Annotated in this window: 19 protein-coding genes; 14 read left to right on the top strand and 5 right to left on the bottom strand. The window is 50.9% G+C overall.

Annotated elements, in window-relative coordinates:
* Positions 1-58: 58 nt before the first annotated feature.
* Both HJV72_RS17870 and HJV72_RS17865 read right to left on the bottom strand, forming a co-directional pair.
* Positions 59-1705, bottom strand: a complete 1647-nt coding sequence (locus tag HJV72_RS17870) for an ABC transporter ATP-binding protein (RefSeq protein ID WP_208073038.1) — start codon at positions 1703-1705, stop codon at positions 59-61.
* A 352-nt stretch (positions 1706-2057) separates the two neighbouring features.
* Positions 2058-3089, bottom strand: coding sequence for an ArsR/SmtB family transcription factor (locus HJV72_RS17865; RefSeq protein WP_208073036.1), 1032 nt, complete (start codon positions 3087-3089; stop codon positions 2058-2060).
* A 151-nt stretch (positions 3090-3240) separates the two neighbouring features.
* Here HJV72_RS17865 and HJV72_RS17860 point away from each other — a divergent pair, with 151 nt between their 5' ends.
* The 3 genes from HJV72_RS17860 (at position 3241) to HJV72_RS17850 (ending at position 5521) form a co-directional block, all read left to right on the top strand.
* Complete coding sequence (locus tag HJV72_RS17860) at positions 3241-3984, top strand: MerR family transcriptional regulator (protein WP_208073034.1); 744 nt, start codon at positions 3241-3243, stop codon at positions 3982-3984.
* A 72-nt stretch (positions 3985-4056) separates the two neighbouring features.
* Positions 4057-4791: an ABC transporter ATP-binding protein gene (locus HJV72_RS17855; RefSeq protein WP_208073032.1), complete on the top strand. Its 735-nt coding sequence runs from the start codon at positions 4057-4059 to the stop codon at positions 4789-4791.
* On the top strand, positions 4778-5521 hold the full coding sequence (locus tag HJV72_RS17850) for an ABC transporter permease (protein WP_208073030.1): 744 nt from the start codon (positions 4778-4780) through the stop codon (positions 5519-5521). Before HJV72_RS17855 ends, HJV72_RS17850 begins: the two co-directional genes overlap by 14 nt.
* A gap of 17 nt (positions 5522-5538) precedes the next feature.
* On the opposite strand, the gene HJV72_RS17845 is transcribed toward HJV72_RS17850, so the two are convergent.
* Complete coding sequence (locus tag HJV72_RS17845) at positions 5539-6849, bottom strand: M18 family aminopeptidase (RefSeq protein ID WP_208073028.1); 1311 nt, start codon at positions 6847-6849, stop codon at positions 5539-5541.
* Positions 6850-7214: 365 nt separating this feature from the next.
* On the opposite strand from HJV72_RS17845, the gene HJV72_RS17840 reads away from it, so the two are divergent.
* From HJV72_RS17840 to larE, 7 genes are all read left to right on the top strand, one after another.
* Complete coding sequence (locus HJV72_RS17840; RefSeq protein WP_208073042.1) at positions 7215-7622, top strand: DUF3842 family protein; 408 nt, start codon at positions 7215-7217, stop codon at positions 7620-7622.
* 208 nt (positions 7623-7830) lie between these two features.
* Complete coding sequence (locus HJV72_RS17835) at positions 7831-8838, top strand: energy-coupling factor ABC transporter permease (RefSeq protein WP_208073026.1); 1008 nt, start codon at positions 7831-7833, stop codon at positions 8836-8838.
* Positions 8831-9634 carry a cobalt ECF transporter T component CbiQ gene (cbiQ, locus tag HJV72_RS17830; protein WP_208073024.1) on the top strand — a complete coding sequence of 268 codons (804 nt, stop codon included), beginning with the start codon at positions 8831-8833 and terminating at the stop codon, positions 9632-9634. The genes HJV72_RS17835 and cbiQ overlap by 8 nt, the downstream gene beginning before the upstream one ends.
* 19 nt (positions 9635-9653) lie before the next feature.
* Complete coding sequence (locus tag HJV72_RS17825; protein ID WP_208073022.1) at positions 9654-10406, top strand: energy-coupling factor ABC transporter ATP-binding protein; 753 nt, start codon at positions 9654-9656, stop codon at positions 10404-10406.
* Between the two features lie 3 nt (positions 10407-10409).
* The gene (gene larB, locus HJV72_RS17820; protein ID WP_208073020.1) at positions 10410-11174 is read left to right on the top strand and encodes a nickel pincer cofactor biosynthesis protein LarB; all 765 of its coding nucleotides are present in this window, start codon (positions 10410-10412) and stop codon (positions 11172-11174) included.
* A complete protein-coding gene (gene larC / locus HJV72_RS17815) occupies positions 11155-12504 on the top strand; it encodes a nickel pincer cofactor biosynthesis protein LarC (protein ID WP_208073040.1) in 1350 nt (449 codons plus the stop codon). The genes larB and larC overlap by 20 nt, the downstream gene beginning before the upstream one ends.
* On the top strand, positions 12488-13369 hold the full coding sequence (larE, locus tag HJV72_RS17810; RefSeq protein WP_208073018.1) for an ATP-dependent sacrificial sulfur transferase LarE: 882 nt from the start codon (positions 12488-12490) through the stop codon (positions 13367-13369). Before larC ends, larE begins: the two co-directional genes overlap by 17 nt.
* Here the strand turns inward: larE and HJV72_RS17805 are convergent.
* Positions 13332-13949, bottom strand: a complete 618-nt coding sequence (locus HJV72_RS17805; protein WP_208073016.1) for a TetR/AcrR family transcriptional regulator — start codon at positions 13947-13949, stop codon at positions 13332-13334. The genes larE and HJV72_RS17805 overlap by 38 nt on opposite strands.
* A 144-nt stretch (positions 13950-14093) precedes the next feature.
* Here HJV72_RS17805 and HJV72_RS17800 point away from each other — a divergent pair, with 144 nt between their 5' ends.
* Positions 14094-14972, top strand: coding sequence for a DegV family protein (locus tag HJV72_RS17800; RefSeq protein WP_208073014.1), 879 nt, complete (start codon positions 14094-14096; stop codon positions 14970-14972).
* On the opposite strand, the gene HJV72_RS17795 is transcribed toward HJV72_RS17800, so the two are convergent.
* A complete protein-coding gene (locus HJV72_RS17795; RefSeq protein WP_208073012.1) occupies positions 14961-15854 on the bottom strand; it encodes an AraC family transcriptional regulator in 894 nt (297 codons plus the stop codon). The two genes, HJV72_RS17800 and HJV72_RS17795, sit on opposite strands and share 12 nt — an antisense overlap.
* Before the next feature lie 144 nt (positions 15855-15998).
* Between HJV72_RS17795 and HJV72_RS17790 the strand changes: the two genes are divergently transcribed.
* From HJV72_RS17790 to HJV72_RS17780, 3 genes are all read left to right on the top strand, one after another.
* Positions 15999-17162, top strand: a complete 1164-nt coding sequence (locus HJV72_RS17790) for a galactokinase (protein ID WP_208073011.1) — start codon at positions 15999-16001, stop codon at positions 17160-17162.
* Positions 17163-17211: 49 nt separating this feature from the next.
* Positions 17212-18699, top strand: coding sequence for a UDP-glucose--hexose-1-phosphate uridylyltransferase (gene galT, locus HJV72_RS17785; RefSeq protein WP_208073009.1), 1488 nt, complete (start codon positions 17212-17214; stop codon positions 18697-18699).
* A 1331-nt stretch (positions 18700-20030) separates the two neighbouring features.
* The coding region (locus HJV72_RS17780) for a hypothetical protein (RefSeq protein ID WP_208073007.1) at positions 20031-21539 on the top strand (1509 nt) is incomplete at its 3' end.

Genomic DNA, 21539 nt, shown 5'->3' with positions numbered 1-21539 from the left:
GGAGCCTCGGACGCATCGGAGCAGATGCCACCCGGCTCCCAGTCCGCAGCCACTTAACTTAAACTCCTATTTGAGGGCAGGAAATTCTGCCGTCGTTCAGATAATATATCCTATCGTAACAGTCCATCAAAGTCTCGTCCATGTGATGCGTAATTGTGAGAACCGTAAGGTTTTCCTGGCTGAGAAGGTCTTCTTCTATCTCATGGGCGGCCTGGCGGTCTATGGCAGATGTGCCTTCGTCCATAATCAGTAGCGGCGTGGAGCGTATAAGAGCTCTGGCGACGGCGATGCGCTGGCGCTGTCCGCCCGACAGGTTCTGCCCGTTTTCACCCACGGCGGTATGGAGCCCTTTTTCTAATCCTGGCAGGAACCGTGAGATGCCGCTGGCTTTAACGGCATCGTCAAGCTGCTCTTTGGTAAAGGTCTCGCCGAGGCAGATATTATCGTAGATATCAGTATCAAACAGGAAGACATTCTGGTGGATTACCGCTGCCATCCTGTTCAGCTTATCCTGAGACAGTTTACCGATTGGTATGCCGTCGTAGCGGATATCCCCGGCAAAATCGTCGTAATACCCTGTTAACAGCTTAATAAGTGTTGTCTTGCCGCCTCCACTCTCACCCATAAGAGCACACTTTGTCCCAGGGGCGATGGTGAGGCTGATATCTTGCAGCACGTTCTGCTCCGGTGCATAGCCAAAGGTTACGTCTGTGCAGGTGATGCCTGCTTTAAGAAGGGCGGGGCCGCAAGAGGACTCTTCTTCGTACGGGGCATCCTCCTGCATATGGGAATAGGCTTCCAGATGCTTGAGCACCGGTCTGATTCCTGTTATCTTCGGGATGTTCTGCATAAGCATTACGACAGGCGTGACAAATGTCCCGCTCAGCTGGATAAGTGCCAGAAGTGTCCCTGCCGTTATCCGCCCTTTCATCATAAGGTAAGAGGATACGAATACGATGACGAGTACGCTGACTGCAGATAAGATGTCCGAGAAACACTCATTGACGGCCAGAAGCGTATCTGCGGCCATCTTCCGGTGGGCCGTGTCCCGGTTGATACGGGTGAATTTTTTTAATATGTACGGACGCATCGAATAGCCGCGAATTACCTCGAAGCCATTAAAGAAGTCCTTGGACTTGGCTGTGAATTCGGCCAGCTTTTCCGAATAAGCGTCCTGCTTCTTTTGGATCTTCCTGCCGAGCAATGCCGGGACCGTGAACATGAGCACGAGAAATAGGAAGAGGACGGCCGTGACGAGAGGGCTCAGGTATAGCAGAATTCCAAGTGTCGTGAGAAAGAGGACACCCATCTGTGCGCAGAGCAGGAGCGGTATGAGATGGTTTTCCTCCACAAGCTTCACGTCATTAATGAGTGCAGACAGGTAATCCGCAGTATTTTGAGAAGAGAATTCCCGTGGAGACCGCTTCATGACACCGAGGAAGACCTTATCCCGCAGGGTCTTCGTCACATTCTTTATCATGAGCTTCCCGCAGTAGGCCTCAAGGAAGCCCATCGTTCCTAGAATGGCGAGGTATATGAGGGTGGCCAGGATGAGCTTCGAGAAGGAATCCATATCATTTCTGGCGGCGCTGTCAATGACTTTCTGAAGAATAATTGAGATAAAAGCCGAAAGGGCAGCTGATATTCCTCCGAGAAGCAAAGTAAAGACAATCAAGAGACGTCCCCTCTTATCATAAAGTTTCATGCATAATCCTCCTTGATATTTTATATAAACAAAATATATTCTATAAATATAAAATATCATGTAATTCCATATATGTCAAATATATTTGATAAATATAAAATAATTTGCCAAAGCACATTTGTCCCGTCTGCAGCGGGCGCTATAGAGACAGCGTTTTCTGACGCTGCAGGGCGTTTTCCCGGAGGGGGTTACAGTATACGAAACAAAGTTTCCTATTATATTATACAGACAATAAAAAAGGACTGCGTAATTCGCAATCCTTGAAAAATATTCTGGAGGCGTCCTGTCTGTCTGGCCAGTTGCACTACAATTCAGCGTGCTTAGCAGGGGACAGGGAAAATCTGCCGTAAGATTATAAAAGCATGTGCTCCAGGCTTGAGAGGAACCGGGAGATATTTTCCCTGTGCAGGCAGTAATATACTTTACCATCCTTTTTCTCGACTGTCACGAAGCCGCAGGAGAGAAGCGTGTTCGTATGATGAGATACCGTGGACGGAGAGAGCCCGAGGTGCTCTGACAGCTTCAAGTTGTACATGGGCGACTCTTTCAGGGCACACAGTATATCCAGCTTGCTTTTATCGCTGATGGATTTCACCTGCCGGATGACAGCGTCCTTTGTCAGACGTCCGGATGCTTCGTCTGCGATAAGCGTTTCGATGGAGAGCCCGAAGTATCCACACGTGTAGAGAACCATCTGAATCAGCGGCATTGCGAGAGAGGGATACAGGGACGGCTTGTCTGCACAGGCCTCTGCAATCTTGAAGAAATCGGGCGCGTGGTAAGAAGCCAGCTGTTCCAACTGTAGACGCAGAGGTTCTTCCACGGCTGCCAGCGCTTTTGCGTATGCGTCTTTATTGATTTCCACAGCTTTGTACAGACTGGCAAGCCAGTAGTCAGCCTTCCTCAGAAGATTCAGCATGTACCATTTCTCTTCGCTCTCGACATCAGCCCCGTCTATGAAGTCGATGAGCGATGTTTCATCGGGCAGCTGCGGGAGCTCCTTTATATCCGGAAGGCGGGGATGCTCTCCGGTATCTGAGATAAAGTAAGCCAGAAGGCTGCGCAGTTCCAGAAGATCCAGATTCTCTGGATGATCTATGCAGGAGCGCTTTTCAATCGCGAGCACAAAGATAAGCATAAATGTATCCTCAGAGAAGCTTTGAAATAAAACATCTTCTTCCGGTCTCTGCACTTTGTGCTTTTGAAAAGTTTCCACATACTTATCAAATGCCTGCAGGTGTTCTCTGTAAAAGAGCTCGCCACTGACGCCATAGTCGTCCAGCGCAGATATCATCTTTTCTTTCCAGGTGTCCGAGTGGCAGAGGAAAAGGAGAGAAAGTAGCTCAAACAGCGGGTCAAGTTGATTCTTTATCGTTAGCTTCATAAGGCTTCACCATCCGATTTCTTATTATTATTATAGTCATTTTATATTATACCGCAGACCCATTCTTACAACAAGGGAAAACAACGTATACCCTCCAATATAACACCAGACTTCTGTTTTGTGGTAATATTTCAACAGGAGGTGTCTGACAATGAAGACTTACAAGACTGCTGAGGTTGCATCAATCATAGGAATACATCCGAACACGGTCAGGCTGTATGAGGAATTACATCTCATTCCAAGGCCAAAGCGCCAGCCAAACGGGTACCGGATTTTTACGGATTTTCATATCGAACAGCTCAGGCTTGCCCGGATCGCTTTTCAGATAGAGGTGCTGCAGAACGGACTGCGCAGGAAAATCATTCAGATGATAAAGGTATCTGCGGACCGGGACTTTGATACGGCGCTTGCACTGTCCCACGAATATATCCTTCAGGTGAGACAAGAGCGGGCTAACGCAGAAGAGGCGATAGAAATCGTAAAGCGGCTCCTGTCCGGGGGAAATGAAGCAGGCAGCCGCTGTCTGAAAAGAAAAGAAGTATCCGAATACTTGCATGTTTCCATGGATACGTTACGGAACTGGGAGATGAACGGCCTGCTGACGGTCAAGCGCAGGCAGAATGGGTACCGGGTGTATACGGATCAAGATATCAGCCGCCTGAAGATCATCCGCTCCTTACGGTGCGCAAATTATTCGCTGGAGGCAATCCGGAATATGCTGCAGCAAGTATGTGCAAACCCGGATATCGATATTAAGGAGGCTCTGGATACGCCGAAAGAGGACGCGGACATCATCACCGTGTGCGACAAGCTCATCACATCTCTGGCGGCAGCAGAGGAAAACGCCTGCCAGATAGTTGGCATGCTGCATGATATGAAAGACCGTTTTTCATAACCTTCCATTTACCCACCAATGTTTATATCAATGGTATCCTCTTTGTGTCTGATAAGAAAAGGAGGAGAAACTATGAATGAAGTGATTAAGGTGGGGCAGCTTGCGAAATATTACGGCAAGCTTCCTGCCGCAGACAACATAAGCCTGTCGGTGGCACGGGGTATGGTCTTTGGCCTGCTCGGTGCTAACGGTGCGGGGAAAAGCACTACGATCGAGTGCATCCTGGGTACAAAGAAGGCGGACCGCGGTTGCATATCCATACTTGGGATGCACCCTCAGGAAGATCGTAAAGAGTTGTTCCAAAAGGTGGGCGTCCAGTTTCAGGAGACGAATTATCAGGACAATATCACGGTGTCCGAACTATGCGAGGTTACCGCTTCGCTGTACAGGAGTGCCGCCGATCCGTCCGTCCTGCTGAAACGGTTCGGCATAGCAGACAAGCAGAAGAGCCTTGTCCGTGACTTGTCCGGAGGGCAACGGCAGCGTCTGTTTATCGTCCTTGCACTTATGCCGGATCCGGAAGTCGTATTTCTGGATGAACTGACAACCGGACTGGACGCAAAAGCGCGCAGGGAAGTTTGGAAGATCCTGGAAGGATTGAAGGGGAAGGGGATGACTATTTTTCTGACCTCCCATTTTATGGACGAAGTGGAAGCCTTGTGCGATCAGATCTGTATATTAAAGAAGGGAAGTATCGTGTTTTATGGCACGGTTTCAGAAGCAATAGAAGGAAGCCCTTATGAAAAATTCGAGGACGCTTACCTTTGGTACACGGAAGAGGAGGGACAGGAAGATGAAAACGTTTAGGACAATGTTAAAAACAGAGCTGAAATTGTCGCTTCGGGGTATGGATATGTTCATATTTGCTATCTGCGTCCCGCTGGCCGTGCTCATTATCCTTGGGATTATATATGGGGACAAGCCGGCCTTTGACGGGGCGGAATATACGTTCATGGAACAGTCCTTTGGTGCACTTGCCACCATATCTATATGTGCGGGAGGAGTCATGGGACTGCCGCTGGTCATCTCGGATTACCGCGGCAAAGGTATCCTGAAGCGGTATAAAGTATCGCCCGTCAGCCCGTCCATGCTTTTGGCGGTGCAGGTGACTGTCTATGCGCTGTATGCGGTCGTCTCCCTGCTGCTTCTGTACCTGTGTGCGGCCCTTCTCTTTGCATGCCGGCTGCGCGGTTCGTTCCTGCTCTTTCTGGGGGGATATGTCCTCGTAACCGTGTCCATATTCAGCATTGGCATGATGGTCGGCGGCATCGCTCCCAATACGAAGATGGCGGGGGTGATCGCCAGCATATTATACTTCCCTATGCTCATATTTTCCGGGGCGACGCTGCCATACGAGGTCATGCCGCCGGCACTTCAAAAGGTGGCGGACGTCCTGCCGCTGACACAGGGAATAAAGCTGTTGAAAGCTGCAACTCTGGGATTAGAGGCCAATCGCATACTCGCCCCGGCCGTCATAATGTCGGTTCTTGCCCTTGTCTGCATCACCATTTCCGTAAAATGTTTTAAATGGGAATAGTGCTTACGTGTGCATAATCAGTCAATGCGGTAGCTGCCGTCCTCCTTACATTGTATCAGGCTTTCATAAAAGGTCCTGGATGCGCGGAGCAGATAACCGGTGTCCCTGACACCGGCTGTCTCATACGGCGAATGCATCGCCAGCTGTGCCAGCCCGATATCCACGGTGTTCATAGCCGTCTGCGTGTTGGCGATATTGCCCAGGGTGGAGCCTCCCGTCATATCGGAACGGTTCAGGAAGGTCTGGTACGGGACCTTGGCCTTTTGGCAGACAGACTTGAATATAGCGGCAGACACGGCGTCTGTCGTATATTTCTGGTTGGCGCTGTACTTTATGACGATGCCCTCGTTCATATAAGGCCGGTTCGTCTCGTCGGTCTTGCCCGGCTGGTTCGGGTGCACCGCATGGGCATTGTCCGCCGATACCATGAAGCTGGAAGCCATCATCGTATGATAGGTCTCCTCGCTATTGCCTAGAGTGATGCAGATACGTCTGAGCGTATCTCTGATAAATGTGGAGGCGGCCCCCTGCTTGCTCGTACTTCCGACTTCTTCGTTATCGAGCATGCAGAAGACGGGTACGGATGGAGACTCTTTGGAGGCTGTAAAACCTTTCAGAGAGCCGAACGCGCACTGCAGGTCGTCAAGCCTTCCGCAGGAGATGAACGCGTTGTCGGCGCCCCAGACAGTTCCCGGCATACGATTGTACAGGAACAGGTCGCTGCCGAGGATGTCGGCTGCCTGGACACCGGCCGTCTCAGCTATTAGCTGCATAAAAGAATCTCTTGATGAAAAGTCGCCGTACAAAGGCAGCAGATCGGTCTGTGGATTATACTTGTAGCCGTCGTTCACTTCGCGGTTCATGTGGATTGCGAGATTCGGTATAAGGAGAAGGTCCCGGTCCACATTGACCAGGCGGGTGGTAACGCCGTCGCCGTTTCGAACAAGCAGGCGCCCTGCCGCTGACAGAGGGCGGTCCAGCCAGGCGGACATCAGCATGCCGCCGTATTTCTCTACGTTAAGCCGGATATATTTCTGTTCGGATGCGATCTCCGGGTTCTCCTTAATCTTGAAAGAGGGCGAGTCGCTGTGGCTGGCTACGATATGGAAGCCCCCGCGTATCTCTTCTGGAATCCGGAACGCGATGACAGAAGACAGGTTCCGTGTGACATAGTAGCGCCCTCCTCTATCCAATTCCCATGCCTGATGTTCCTCGAGCCGCTTATACCCCATGGCCGTGAGCATTTCCGCGGCAGTTCGTACGGCATGGTAAGGGCTCGGGCTTTTCTCTATAAATGTAAACAGTTCCTCTGTTATCTGCATGTCCATATAAACTCCTCCATTTTTCGATGATTCTAAAGCTACAATCATTTTATAATAAAGGAAGGATATGGGCAAGGGGAGAAAAAAGGTGGATGGTGAATCAAGAATTAACTATTACATTTTACTACGGATTGTGAAAAAATTGTTGACTTGGAGCTCTCTCCAGGGAGTACGCTTAATGTGAACAGAAAAATAAAGGAGGAATCACCATGATATAAAAGAATTTCTTATAAATGGCAGACTAAGCATGAATGGCAACGTAATAAATTGACATCTGCACCGGAACTTTAGTATACTCAGAGTAACAGCCTTGCCAGTGAGAGCAAGTCTGGAAAGGTATTAAGGGTAAAGATATGGAGAATGGCAAAGGGATGGTTATCGTAGTCATAGACGGACAGGGAGGACGCATGGGCAGCCTGTTTATAGAGCGTTGGAAGAAGCAGGGGAAGGTGCAGGCGGAGATTGTTGCCGTGGGCACGAACAGCGCCGCGACCTCAGCCATGCTGAAAGCAGGCGCGGATAAGGCTGCCACAGGCGAGAACCCGGTCGTGGTGAATGCAAGGAAAGCGGATTACATAGTAGGGCCTATCGGGATACTGGCAGCGGACGCGCTTCTCGGAGAAGTGACGGCAGTGATGGCGGAGTCGGTGGCCAGGAGCGATGCCAGGAAGCTGCTGATTCCGGTTAATTCATGCGGGTTCTATGTGGCAGGCGTAGGCGGGTATACGCTCAGCGAACTCGTGGACGATGCCGTAGATATGATTGGACAGAGCATCTAAGAAGGCGGGCATCAAGTGCCCGCGGCGTCCGGCCAGGCCGGACAGCATCTGTACGGTCAGGTCATATGCCCGGTAAGAAGGCGGAACAAGGATTCCGCAGGAGAATGATTACATAATGGAGAGAAATGCCATGAAGGTATGACGCTTCCCAAGGAAGCTTATATTTGCATGGCTTTTTTTAGACTTATAATTTAGGAGGATACAGATTATGCATATGGCAGATGCATTGATAGCACCTGCGGCAGCAGGTACGATGTATGCCTGCTCCGCAGCGGCGGCGGGCTTTTCCATCAAAAAAGTAAGGCTGGAGGATGACCCGAAGAAAATCCCGGCAATGGGTGTGATGGGGGCTTTTGTATTTGCCGCCCAGATGATCAACTTTACAATTCCGGGGACAGGTTCCTCAGGGCATCTGTGCGGAGGTGTTCTTCTGACCGCCATACTTGGGCCCTACGCCGGATTTCTGACTATGATAGGAGTCCTGCTCATACAGTGCCTGCTGTTTGCAGACGGCGGGCTTCTGGCGCTTGGATGCAACATATGGAACATGGCGTTTTACGGCTGCTTCATAGGGGGATTCCTCATATGGAAGCAGATGATGAAGAACGGAATCAGCCGGGGGAAGATTATCTTCGCTTCTGTGGCAGCGTGTGTCGTGACTCTCCAGCTCGGCGCATTTTCCGTGACGCTTGAGACGCTGGCGTCCGGCGTTACCGAACTTCCTTTTTCTCTGTTTGCGGCAGCCATGCAGCCGATTCATCTTGCCATCGGGCTTGTGGAAGGGGCAATCACGGCAGCAGTGCTTATATTTGTGTATGAGGCAAGGCCGGAACTTATCTGGACAGGAGAGAGGGGCCAAAGGGCAGGCCGGGCAGGGAGGTTCAGCTTCAAGAAGACGATGCTTGCGCTTACGGCTGCTGCGGCAGTTACCGCCGGAGGCATATCGCTGCTTGCTTCTGCATATCCCGACGGCCTGGAATGGTCCATTGAGAAAATAACGGGCTCCACGGAATTAGCGGCATCCGGGCAGGTGCATATACTGGCGGAAAAGATACAGAGCGCCACTGCCTTTCTGCCCGATTATATGTTCCGCCATACGGACTCTGCGGCGGGTACATCTGTGTCAGGTATCGTCGGCGGGGCTGCCGTCATACTGATATGTGTGCTGGCGTGCTATGCGTTCCGGTTCTTCAGAAAGAAAGAGAAGCATGAGTAAGATAAATCAGGCGATACATGACATACATTATCTGGATGAGATGGCGGAACGGAATACGGGATTGTGCCGCCTTCATCCGCTTGCCAAGGTCATCGTGACCCTCTCGTATGTAGCGCTTACCGTGTCCTTTGACAAGTATGACCTGACGGGCCTGGCCGGAATGTGCCTCTACCCGGTCGTTCTTATGATTCTCGGAGAACTGCCGGTCCGGCGTGCGCTCGTACAGCTTCGGCCTGTGCTCCTTGTCGTATGCCTTGTTGGAATCGCGAATCCGTTCTTTGACCGGATTGTGCTGTTCCATATAGCAGGAATTCCGGTCACGGGGGGCGTCGTCTCGATGCTGACACTCGTGTTCAAAGCGATGTTTGCCGTGTTCGCTTCTTATCTGCTCATTGCCACCACGTCGATAGATAATATATGCTGTGCACTTCGTATGCTGCATGTGCCGAAGATTCTCGTGACACTTGTCATGCTGATCTATCGGTACATCATACTGATGCTGAAGGAGGCACAGAGGGTTACGGAGGCATATTCTCTGCGGGCGCCGGACGAGAAGGGAATCCGCTGTAAAGTATGGGGGACGCTGGCCGGCCAGATGCTTCTGAGGAGCATGGACAGGGCCCAGGCTGTATATGAGAGTATGGCTCTTAGAGGATTTACAGGGGAATACAGTCTTAAGGGAATGGAAAGAGGCTGTGGGAAGAGCATACGGTATGCCGTAATCTGGTGCGCGGCCCTGGCTGGCCTGCGCATATTCCCGTTATTTGAGACGGCGGGCCGCATGCTTGGAATATAACAGGAAAGAAGGAAGAGATGTGAATAAGATCGTGATAGATGGGCTTACCTTCCGGTACGGGAGCAGGGACAGAGGACAGGCGGCGCCTGTCCTGAAAGATGCAGCCTTTTCTGTGGAAGACGGAGAATCTGTCGGTGTCATCGGTGCCAACGGAGCAGGGAAGTCTACGCTGCTGAAGATACTCGTAGGGCTGCTGCCCGGCTACGTAGGAACGGTGCAGGTGTGCGGCATGGATGTGGTTAAGGAGAACCTGTCCTCTATACGCAGGAAAGCAGGCTATGTGTTCCAGGATTCCGACAGCCAGCTGTTCATGAATACGGTATACGAGGACGTGGCCTTTGCCCCGAGAAATTATGGGATGAGCGGCACGGAAGTGGAAGAGCGGACGCTTGAGGCACTCAGGCAGACCGGCATCGAGAATCTGAAGGACCGGCATATCTACCGTCTGTCCGGCGGGCAGAAGAAGCTGGCTGCCATCGCTTCGGTACTTTCTATGGGGGCAGAGCTGCTGCTTATGGACGAGCCGTCGGCTGCGCTTGACCCGGGGAACCGGAGAAATCTGATACATATATTAAACAGTCTGCCCGGAACGAGGCTGACTGCCTCCCACGATCTGGACTTTATCTATGATACGTGCAAAAGGACGGTCCTTCTGTCCGAAGGAGCGGTCATCCGGGACGGAGAGACAGAAGAGATACTGAGAGATGAGGAGCTGCTTGTGGCACACGGGCTGGAACTGCCCCTTTCTTTCCGTTTTATGAAAGGAGTCTGATGGATGGAGACACATGAGATACTGGAGAAGGTCAGGGAGGGAGTTATGACGGTAGAGGAGGCAGAGGGTTATCTCCGCCGCAAACCGTTTGTAGATATGGGCTATGCCAGACTTGACACCCACAGGGAGATACGTTCTGGATTTCCGGAAGTCGTGTTCTGCAGCGGCAAGGCAGATGAACATCTGCTCGATATTTATGAAACGCTGTATAAAGAGAACGGAGAGGTGTTCGGGACGAGAGCTTCTGAAGCGCAATACGAGCTTGTAAGAGGGCGCATACCGGAGATTACATATGATCCGGTCTCCCATATTCTGAAGGCAGAGAAGGAAGGGAAGCGGCGAAGGGGAAAGATTGCCGTCTGTACGGCCGGGACCGCGGATATTCCGGTGGCGGAAGAGGCGGCACAGGCGGCCGAATATTTCGGGGGCAGGGTAGAGCGTATCTATGATGTAGGAGTCAGCGGGCTTCACCGTCTGCTTGCAAGCCTGGAGACGATACAGAGTGCCAACTGTATCGTAGCGGCAGCGGGGATGGAAGGTGCGCTGGCAAGCGTCATAGGCGGGCTTGTAGACAAGCCGGTAATCGCGGTGCCGACTTCCGTCGGCTATGGAGCTAACTTCAAGGGGCTGTCAGCTCTGCTGACGATGATTAATTCCTGTGCAAATGGAATCGCTGTGGTAAATATAGACAATGGTTACGGCGCCGGCTATATCGCGGCGCAGATTAACAGACTGGGGGTACGGCATGATGAGCAGCCAAACGAGTAAGACATTATATCTGGAATGCTGTTCAGGTATCAGCGGCGACATGACGGTGGCTGCGCTGCTTGATCTTGGAGCAGATGAGGAAGTGCTGGAACAGGTGCTGGAAAGCCTGCCGGTCGGAGGCTTCCGGACGAAGGTCAGAAGGGTAAAGAAAGCGGGGCTGGACGTCTGCGATTTTGACGTCATCCTGGAGGATGCATATGAGAATCATGACCATGACATGAGCTATCTGCACGGCCATGAACATGTACATGAAGAAACACACGGACACGGACATGTACACGGACATGCCCGCGGGGAAGGCCATGGCCATCTGCACCCGCAGGCACATGGCCCCGGTGCCGGACGAAGCCATGCACATGTCCACAGGGGCCTTGAAGAGATCCTGCATATCATCGGCCATGCCCAGATGACGGACGGTGCAAAGGCGCTGGCGGAAAAGATATTCCGGATTCTGGCGGATGCAGAGGCGAAGGCGCACGGAGTGCCGGCAGATCAGGTGCATTTTCACGAGGTGGGGGCAGTAGACTCTATCGTAGATATCATATCTGCCGCCGTATGCCTGGATAATCTTGGCGTCCAGGAATGCATCGTGCCGGTGCTCTACGAAGGATGCGGAACGATCCGCTGCCAGCACGGTGTGCTTCCCGTACCGGTTCCGGCGGTGTCCAATATCGTGGAGGCATACGGCCTGAAGCTTTGCCTGACGCAGAGCCAGGGAGAGTTCGTGACCCCCACAGGAGCAGCCATAGCCGCGGCCGTGCGGACATCGGAGAGGCTTCCGGCCTCCTTTACGGTCAAGAAGATTGGGATGGGCGCGGGTAAACGTGAGTATGACCACCCGGGCATCCTGAGGGCGATGCTGATAGAGGGAGCAGGCACATCCAATGATACGGACTGTATCTGGAAACTGGAGACGAATATTGACGACTGCACCGGGGAAGCGCTCGGATATGTGATGGAACGGCTCATGGAAGAAGGAGCCAGAGACGTGAACTATATGCCGGTCTATATGAAGAAGAACCGCCCGGCATACCAGCTCAATCTCATATGCACGGAAGAAGATATCACAAAGCTGGAACAGATTGTGTTTGAAGAGACGACAACTATCGGAATACGTAGACAGAGAATGGAGCGCAGCGTGCTTGCCAGAACAGTGGAGACCGTCCGGACGAGCATCGGTGAGGCCAGGGTCAAAGTGTGCACGGTTGGCTCCGGCGTCAGGAAGTATCCTGAGTATGAGAGCGTGGCTGCGCTCAGCAGAGCGTCCGGCCGGTCATACCAGGACGTGTATGCGCTGATTGCGAGGGAGTGTAATGACAGTGGACAATGAAAAATATATCCGTCTTGAAAAGCTGCTGCAGGAGTGGGCAGATGAAGACGTCATCGTCGCATTTTCCGGCGGCGTGGATTCCGGCCTTTTGCTAAAAGCTGCGTGCAATGCAGCAGCAGGTCGGGGGACCGACGTACACGCCGTGACCGTGATGACGAGACTGCATCCAAGAAGCGACCTTGCGGCAGCCAAAAAGGTGTCGCAGGAGACGGGAGCAATCCACCATGTGCTGGAAATTGACGAACTTGACGAGGCGGGGATCAGCAACAATCCGGTTGACAGGTGCTACCGCTGCAAAAAGAGCATCTTCCACAAGATAGCCGTACTTGCAGAGGAGCTGGGAATCCGCCGCATCCTGGAGGGTACGAATGAGGACGACCTCCATGAATACCGTCCCGGGCTCAAGGCGCTCACGGAGCTGGGCATCCTAAGCCCGCTGGCGCAATGCGGCATAACGAAGCGGGAGGTCAGGGAACTGGCCGCGCATTACGGCGTATCCGTGGCAGAACGCCCGTCGAGCCCGTGCCTGGCGACAAGGTTCCCTTATGGTACGCATATTACCTATGACCGGCTTCGGATGATAGAAGAAGGGGAAGCGCTGATTCGGAAGATGGGCTTTTATAATGTACGTCTTCGGCTTCACGGTGGCATTGCCAGAATCGAAGTCGATGCAGAAGATATACCTGAGCTTGCAAGGCGCAGGGAAGAAGCCACAGGGCAGCTCAGGCATCTTGGATTCAGCTATATTACAGTGGATCTGGAAGGCTTCCGTTCCGGCAGCATGGACGAAGGGCTGAACGGCAAGATAGAGCGGTATGACCAGGGGCTCATGACATCGGTGGAATCGAAGCATTTTCGCGGCTGACAAGCACGTCGGATCTGAGGATTCCTTTTAATATTTCCTTGGCCTCTGCACGGATCTCTTCCACAGTCTCTTTTTCTGAATGGCATTCGTTGATGAATCCCAGGATTCCGTAGCAGAGGAATCCTGCGATTTTTTTTGCGGTGTATTTCAGCCGGAAGTTCAGGATACGTGCCTCTTTGTCCGTGTGCATCTCCACGGTCTCCAGTACATAGTTGTAGAAGGAGAATGCGAGATAAGGGTTCTCCTCAGGTAGGGTATGCCGGAAAAAGTCATAATTGGCGTAGTATAGTTCCAGTATGACGTCCAGCACATTGCAGTATCCGATTACGAGATCCCTGCGGGGATTGTTTTCCGCCTGCCTGCGTATATAATTACCGGTTCCGATACGGATCATATCCTGGAAGATATCATCCACCAATGCATACTTGTCATTATAATGGGAGTAGAAGGTAATTCTGCTCGTATCCGCCCTGCGGCAGAGTTCGGTGATAGTTACCTGCTCGAACGGCATGTCAGCCAGCATATCTATCAAGGTTCCTTTTAAATTCTTCTTCGTTTTGCGTACACGTCTGTCTTCCATAATCTTTTTTACAATTTCTCCAATCTGTATAAATAACTGACAGAAGCAGATATCTGTAAATTGTCCTTCATTCCTCAGTTTGCTATAATCTTAACACGTGTAATAATAACGGTCAACGTGTTAGTTAGTCAGAAAGGAGAACATATGCCAGTCGTTGCGGTAATGACAGACAGTAATTGCGGATTGTTGCAGGAAGATGAGGAAAGGTACGGCATCTCCATCATTCCGATGCCGGTTGTAATAGATGGGAATACATATTATGAAGGGGTCGATATCTCTCAGGAGCAGTTTTATGAGAAGCTGTCCCGGGGAGCGGCTGTCACATCCTCCCAGCCCTCTCCTGGGGATGTGATGGACAGGTGGGACAGGCTGCTGAAAGACTATGACGAGATTGTATATATCCCGATGTCCAGCGGGCTCAGCCATTCTTATGCATGTGCGGCGGCATTTGCCGGAGAATATGACGGACGTGTCCATGTAGTGGATAACCACCGGATATCGATTACCCAGGCACAGGCGGCTTTTGATGCGCGTATTCTTGCAGAGCAGGGGAAAAGCGGTGCGCAGATCAAGGGCATCCTGGAGAGGGAAGCTCTGGATGCAAGCATCTATATAGCAGTAGATACCCTTGAATATCTGCAGAAAGGCGGAAGGGTGACACCGGCAGGAGCAGCGATAGGCACGGTGCTGAACATCAAACCGGTCCTTACGATACAGGGAGGGAAACTGGATGCATATGCCAAGACGCGGGGAATGAAATCAGCGTTCAAGACAATGTGCAGAGCGCTGAAGAGCGAGATATCAGGACGGTTCCATGACCTGTATGAAGACGGCTGCCTCTGTGCGGGTATCGCAGATACTTTCATGGAACGAGAGGACCTGGAGAACTGGAAAGAGGAACTTGCCAGGGCATTTCCTGAGCTGGAAGTGATGCATATACCGCTGACTCTGAGCATCGGCTGCCATATAGGGCCAGGAGGGCTCGGAGTCGGCGTCTACAGGAAGCACCGTTCAGACCGTTGAATCCAGCCAGAGCTTCTTGTACTGGCTAGGGGAACAATGCATGTATCTGCGGAATATCTTCCCGTAATAGCAGGGATTTGCGAAGCCGGACGCACCTGCTGTTCTTGTGATGCTCTCCCCCGCTTTTAACATGGGGAGGCTCTGCTGTATGCGATAATACAGCACATATTCAAACAATGTCATATGCATGTGCTTCTTGAAGAATCGGCAGCATTCACTTTTGCAGATGCCGACGCTGTGGGCAATATCTTCAAGAGAGATATTCTCGTTATAGTGTCCATGTATGTAAGAAAGGATATCTCTCAGACGCTCAAGCGCTTCGGATGTCTGGCGTGTATCTGCAGGCACAGTGCTGTAATAGGTGTAAATATGCTGCCAGATGGAACAGAGTGCGATGTGGACCTGCAGCTCATAATCCGCGGGCGGCGTTTTTGACATGGCATAGATGTGCTGGACCTGACTGAGTATCCTTTGCTGCCAGCCGGTCTCTTTGCTGAGCGCAAGGGAAGGCCAGTCCGGGTTGGCGGTGATAAAGTCTACATATTTCGTATGCAGGGAGCTGTTTTCATAACCATAGATGAATCTCGGGCTGAAAGTGACGGAGAGATATTCGCAGTCCTGCCCGTCCTTCATGTAACCGGAGTGGAGCACGTTGCTGTTTGCAAAGAGCCCGTTCCCTTCTGTAAGAATATAGCAAGTGTCGTTAACGTGATACTCTATCTGTCCTTTCATAATCCACGTCAGTTCGATTTCGGGGTGCCAATGCCACAAAAAGGAATTTGAGTCAAACCGGTTGATGGCTTCCTCGCTTACATGTACAGGGAATCCGTAGTCGCCGTGTTCTTTTATCTCCATCTGATCAGGTCTGGTCTTTAACTGCATATCTCAATATCCTTATAGTTTTTTCGATTATAGTTGTTGTTTTCTCTATCATTACTCATTAAAATTATATAATAAAGGCCAGGATATGGCAACGGGCAATTAATGCAGGCAGAGATATGCCGATGAGAGAGGACAGGGATGTATATGAAAGAAAGACTGACGGAAAAATTCAGAGAACTGTACGGGAGCGGAGGGGATATCCGGGCGTATTTTGCCCCGGGGCGCGTGAATCTCATAGGAGAGCACACGGACTATAACGGAGGGCACGTATTTCCATGTGCGCTTACGATCGGAACCTATGGCATCGCAAGAAAGAGGGAAGACAGGAGGCTTCGGTTTTACTCCTTGAATTTTGACCAGATGGGAGTGGTGGAGACGGGGCTTGACGAACTTATCCCGAATGAAGCGGCGGGCTGGACGAACTATCCAAAAGGTGTCATGTGGGCATTTGAAAAGCGCGGCTACAAGCTGACACACGGACTTGACATACTCATCTACGGGGATATCCCGAACGGCTCGGGACTTTCTTCTTCCGCATCTCTGGAAGTGCTTACGGGCCTGATACTGAAAGATATCTATGGGTTGGATGTGCCTATGACCGAGGTGGCGCTCATAGGGCAGTATTCGGAAAATAATTTTAACGGCTGCAATTGCGGTATCATGGACCAGTTTGCAAGCGCCATGGGAAAAAAGGATAATGCCGTATTCCTGGATACGGAGACGCTCGAATATGAGTATGCGCCGGTCGTTCTGGCGGACGCACGTATTGTCATCACGAACAGCAAGGTAAAGCACAGCCTTGTAGATTCTGCCTATAACGACAGGAGGAGAGAAAGTGAAGAAGCTCTTATGGAGCTTCGCAGAGTCATTGACATCAAGACGCTCGGGGATCTTACGGAACAGGAATTTGAAGCACATAAGTCTGCGATAGGAAACGAAGTCTGCAGGAGACGGGCAAAGCATGCCGTATATGAAAACCGCAGGACGATACGGGCGGTAGAGGCACTTAAGAACAATGACATCGAGTTGTTCGGCCGTCTGATGAACGCGTCCCATATATCGCTGCGGGACGATTATGAAGTGTCCTGCGAGGAGATAGATCTCCTCGTCGAGCTAGCCTGGGAAGTGCCCGGCGTCATAGGTTCACGTATTACGGGAGGAGGCTTCGGAGGCTGTACGGTCAGCATCGTAAGGAAAGACGCGGTGGATACGTTCATCCAGACGCTTGGAAAGGCATACAGAGAACAAGCAGGACACGAGGTGGAGTTCTATGTGGTAGACATTGGTGACGGGGCACACCGTTTATAGCCACTGTGCAGGAAAGAAGCTGTATATATCGGGAAAAGGAGACGGAAAGATGTTATATGAAAATATTAAGAAGCTCGTGGAATATGGAATAGAGACAGGGCTGACACCGGAGTGTGAGCGCAGCTATACGACGAACCTGCTGCTTGACATGTTCCGTGAAGATAATTATGAGGATATAGAATGCAGCCTGTCGGAGATTGCCCTCGAAGATGTGCTGAAAGAACTTCTCGATGAGGCATGTGCCCGTGGCATCATTGCGGACAGTATCACGCACCGTGACCTGTTTGATACGAAACTGATGAATTGCCTGCTACCGCGGCCCGCGCAGGTGCAGGAGACGTTCTGGAAGAAGTACGGCATATGTCCGCAGGAAGCTACGGATTATTTCTACAGGCTCAGCCAGGACAGCGACTATATCCGCACGTACAGGGTGAAAAAGGACATGAAGTGGAAAGTGGATTCCCCATACGGCGAGATGGACATAACAATCAACCTGTCCAAACCGGAAAAGGATCCGAAGGCCATCGCCGCGGCGAGACATGCAGGAGCTTCCGGCTATCCGAAGTGCCTCCTCTGCATGGAGAACGAAGGATATGCAGGCCGCCTGGATCATCCGGCAAGAGAGAACCACCGGATCATACCGGTCACGGTCAATGGCAGCAGATGGGGATTCCAGTATTCACCGTATGTCTATTACAATGAGCACTGTATCGTGCTGAACGGCGAGCACACGCCGATGAAGATAGAAAAAAATACTTTCGTGAAGCTGTTTGATTTTGTAAAACTGTTTCCACATTACTTTCTCGGCTCCAATGCAGACCTTCCAATCGTAGGAGGCTCTATCCTAAGCCATGACCATTTCCAGGGAGGAAATTATACGTTTGCGATGGCGAAGGCTCCAATGGAGATACCGGTCAAGATTCCGGGATATGAAGATGTGGAGGCCGGCATCGTCAAATGGCCGCTGTCCGTGCTGCGTATCAGAAGCAGAGATGAAATGCGCCTTATCGAGCTGGCGGACCATGTGCTGAAGGTCTGGAGGGGGTATACTGACGAAGAGGCATTCATCTTTGCAGAGTCGGACGGAGAGCCGCACAATACGATTACACCGATTGCCAGAAAGACAGGAGAGATGTTTGAGCTTGACCTCGCGCTGCGCAATAACATTACGACAGAAGAGCACCCCCTTGGCGTATATCACCCACATGCCCAGTACCACAATATCAAGAAAGAAAATATCGGGCTCATCGAGGTGATGGGTCTTGCCGTCCTTCCTTCCAGGCTGAAGGACGAGATGGAGCTTCTGGCAGAATACATCACAGAAGGCAGGGACATCTCCGGCAACGAGAAGATAGCCAAACATGAGGCCTGGGCGGCAGCCTTTAAAGGCAAGTATGACATCACGAAAGAGAATGTGATGGATATCTTAAAGAAAGAAGTCGGAATAACCTTCACTAAGGTACTTGAAGATGCAGGAGTATATAAATGCACAGAAGAAGGGAGAAAAGCCTTCCTCAGGTTCCTCCAGGCGTTATAATTGTGGTTTAGTGAAGCAGGGCGCCGCTGGGTAGGTATGGGGCAGATGCTTCGATGCGTCCGGGAACTGCGGCTATCACACAGATTCCTAAGCCTGTGGGATGTTCGCCGATAGCGGCTCTCATTCCACAGGCAATGTCATTAAGATAAGAAAAACTGAATATTCTAAGCAGGTATGATAATTGCATATCTGCTTATTTTTCTGCTCTTCTTTCGCTTACAATCAAATTATAGATGTCTCTCTGAATACCAGTTCTCTGAGCGCATCAGATATATTAAAAGATGGAATTGCAGATGTTTGGAAAAGCACCATCTGCAATCTCTTAAAAAAAGATATACCTCAGTCGGATAAAGATAAGGTAACGAAAGTACGTATTGATGATTTTGCCTTTAAAAAGAGGCATACTTATGGAAGACGCATCAAAGAAGGTCATTACTTCGCTGGTAGCCTCCATCACAATTCGTATCTCTCCATCCGATTTTTGCAACAGATTGTGAAAGTCTTCCAAATCCTTCTCTACATGCTACATTTCAAAAGGTCTGCACACGATTTCACCGTACGGTTTAAGCAGACAGACCGTACTTTTTCTTTTGACACATCAATCCCTACCTGCTTAATCGAATGCTTATTGATTACTCTAATAACTACACTTTTATGGTACTAATAAGCTGGATAAAAGTCTGAGATTGGAAAAAAAAGTAGACTTTTTTTTCCAGTTCTTTTTTTGTCTAATATTGGGATAAAATGGCAATTATTGGTGTTTTTATTACTTTATCACACCTGAAAATAAATGTCTGATTTTTGTACCAGCCTAAAATTTTCTGAGATCAATAGGAAGACTCCGTACATTTGCAATGAAAGCACAATGGAATAGCAGGAAAGTAAGGGAATCAAGAAATGAAAATGACATCATGGATGCAAGGGCTTCGCTCCTGTATGAGAAATGGTTTGTGCAGTTCCTAAACAGGGAAAGACCTAATCTGGTGTGCGGACAGGAACAAGTCAGGGCAGACTGCTGGAAGAAAGAACAGCAGAGCAAGCAGTTCAAAATGCGGCCAATGCATCTTGACAGACCAAGGTCATATTGTCATGAAGATCTAGCTGAGAAGCCGGAGACAGCTGCAAATCCGACCTTTACCCGTCAGCGGGTGTCAGATGAAAATATATAGTTTGGATTAAAGAAGTAAAGAGAGTGCAGACAAAGTAAGCCGTAAAAGCAGTGGCACTTAAGCGGTACGTCTGTGTCCGCATAAGACTAGAAAGCGGTGAAGAATGTGACACCTGAAAAGTACACAGAAAAACATATCGAAATTTGTGAGGAGGAAACATGTATGAAATCATGGGTAAAGATATTAGTTGGATTATTATTACATTTTATCCTAATCTCTAATAGTGTGCTCAATGCCGATGCCGAGACAATCAGTCAGGCTCATGTCGAGACTCTCACTTATAAGAATGTAGAAACAACTGGTTCGTACTCTCTCGTCAAGTACGGTCCAAAACTATATGCTAACCGCTTTTCTAGCCAAACACCAATCTCTAGCGGTGTGCTCAACCCCCACCCCGTGGATATCAGACGTGACTTAAAAAAAACTACTTCCAACGGCATCGACGTCACTCTCCCTGCCGGTAAGTACGGGCAAGTCCCTAGATTCGACCATAGTACAAGCAACTGGGATTGGGCTATGGGGCGAAAACTAATGGGTCTCGCCCAATATAACTCTCGTAATGGTTTGGATCCCCTCATCTGGTGGCAATGGGAGAATGGTCCGCTTGTTCCCATAACTCTAGCCGAGGCAGGACTCCCAGGGACTCTAAATAGTGCAGGTGAACTCGGAATGGCTATTCGAAACAAAGCCTTCCAACAAGGTTGCCCAGATATTGCCGCCTTCGGTGTGTACAATTCAAGTTACACGCTCCATCAATTAGCTGTGATCAAAGGTATCCTAAGCGATAAATTCGTAGTCTCTCAACCTGGTGCCACTGTGACTGTGCGAGATGTCACAAACAGTGACAATAATGAGATCCTTCCTGACTACCCTAAAATAGACATCACGGTAGATGTCACAACGTACTCACTAGTCGGCAGTCCTCCGCTTGTGCGCGCAGACAACGTAAATCTGTACGTGGACCACTTTGCGAGCCCGGGCGTCTACCTGACCGGAATCGACGCCAGTTACCGTTCAGACCCAAACAAGAAAATACCACCGAACGGTCACATCCTCATTGACGGTGTGGATGCCAATGCCTCGGACCCTTATTTCGACTCCGGGGTGGGGGGTCAGATACTTCATATCGGGAGAAAGAGCCAGACCGTCACCGCGGTGGATAATTCCGGGTCTGCCGACCCGGCATGGGACACCGCTTCCACAAGCCGGGTTATCACCTCGACGACAGGTCACGCCCCGGGAATCTCCGCCACACTGCCCAAAAACCTGCCCAACCCTCAGGGAGAGCAGCTGACAGAAGATGTTCCCTACAACCCTATCGGTCCGAATCCTGGGGGAGGAAATTTCGGCTGGACCAAATATTATGTCAAGGTCCACGGAGACAGCACCCACATCACGGGGGAGTACGACTACGTGCAGCGGTTCCGGGACGCCGTCGGGGGCGGAGGCCGCCCCGGGTCCGTGACGGATGCCACCACCTACGTGAACACCCATCAGGGCCGCCCCGGGGCGGTCTCGGACCAGCTCCTGACGGATGAAGCCCCCTTCCCTACTCATGGCTGGGCGGTAGACCTGGTGTGCACAGCGGCAGGTGACCCGGCCACCCCCTTGTCTGCCGTGTCCACCATGGAAATCAGGATCGACACCACCCGGCCCACCGCGGCGTTGGCC

Source organism: Extibacter sp. GGCC_0201 (assembly GCF_017566055.1).
Classification (GTDB): domain Bacteria; phylum Bacillota; class Clostridia; order Lachnospirales; family Lachnospiraceae; genus Extibacter.
This window is presented reverse-complemented; position numbering and strand designations above follow the sequence as displayed.

What these genes read in the sequence shown, in the direction of transcription:
- HJV72_RS17870 (WP_208073038.1), bottom strand. Translation starts at nt 1,705, where the DNA reads ATGAAACTTTATGATAAGAGGGGACGTCTCTTGATTGTCTTTACTTTG.
- HJV72_RS17865 (WP_208073036.1), bottom strand. Translation starts at nt 3,089, where the DNA reads ATGAAGCTAACGATAAAGAATCAACTTGACCCGCTGTTTGAGCTACTT.
- HJV72_RS17860 (WP_208073034.1), top strand. Translation starts at nt 3,241, where the DNA reads ATGAAGACTTACAAGACTGCTGAGGTTGCATCAATCATAGGAATACAT.
- HJV72_RS17855 (WP_208073032.1), top strand. Translation starts at nt 4,057, where the DNA reads ATGAATGAAGTGATTAAGGTGGGGCAGCTTGCGAAATATTACGGCAAG.
- HJV72_RS17850 (WP_208073030.1), top strand. Translation starts at nt 4,778, where the DNA reads ATGAAAACGTTTAGGACAATGTTAAAAACAGAGCTGAAATTGTCGCTT.
- HJV72_RS17845 (WP_208073028.1), bottom strand. Translation starts at nt 6,849, where the DNA reads ATGGACATGCAGATAACAGAGGAACTGTTTACATTTATAGAGAAAAGC.
- HJV72_RS17840 (WP_208073042.1), top strand. Translation starts at nt 7,215, where the DNA reads ATGGTTATCGTAGTCATAGACGGACAGGGAGGACGCATGGGCAGCCTG.
- HJV72_RS17835 (WP_208073026.1), top strand. Translation starts at nt 7,831, where the DNA reads ATGCATATGGCAGATGCATTGATAGCACCTGCGGCAGCAGGTACGATG.
- cbiQ (WP_208073024.1), top strand. Translation starts at nt 8,831, where the DNA reads ATGAGTAAGATAAATCAGGCGATACATGACATACATTATCTGGATGAG.
- larB (WP_208073020.1), top strand. Translation starts at nt 10,410, where the DNA reads ATGGAGACACATGAGATACTGGAGAAGGTCAGGGAGGGAGTTATGACG.
- larC (WP_208073040.1), top strand. Translation starts at nt 11,155, where the DNA reads ATGAGCAGCCAAACGAGTAAGACATTATATCTGGAATGCTGTTCAGGT.
- larE (WP_208073018.1), top strand. Translation starts at nt 12,488, where the DNA reads ATGACAGTGGACAATGAAAAATATATCCGTCTTGAAAAGCTGCTGCAG.
- HJV72_RS17805 (WP_208073016.1), bottom strand. Translation starts at nt 13,949, where the DNA reads ATGGAAGACAGACGTGTACGCAAAACGAAGAAGAATTTAAAAGGAACC.
- HJV72_RS17800 (WP_208073014.1), top strand. Translation starts at nt 14,094, where the DNA reads ATGCCAGTCGTTGCGGTAATGACAGACAGTAATTGCGGATTGTTGCAG.
- HJV72_RS17795 (WP_208073012.1), bottom strand. Translation starts at nt 15,854, where the DNA reads ATGCAGTTAAAGACCAGACCTGATCAGATGGAGATAAAAGAACACGGC.
- HJV72_RS17790 (WP_208073011.1), top strand. Translation starts at nt 15,999, where the DNA reads ATGAAAGAAAGACTGACGGAAAAATTCAGAGAACTGTACGGGAGCGGA.
- galT (WP_208073009.1), top strand. Translation starts at nt 17,212, where the DNA reads ATGTTATATGAAAATATTAAGAAGCTCGTGGAATATGGAATAGAGACA.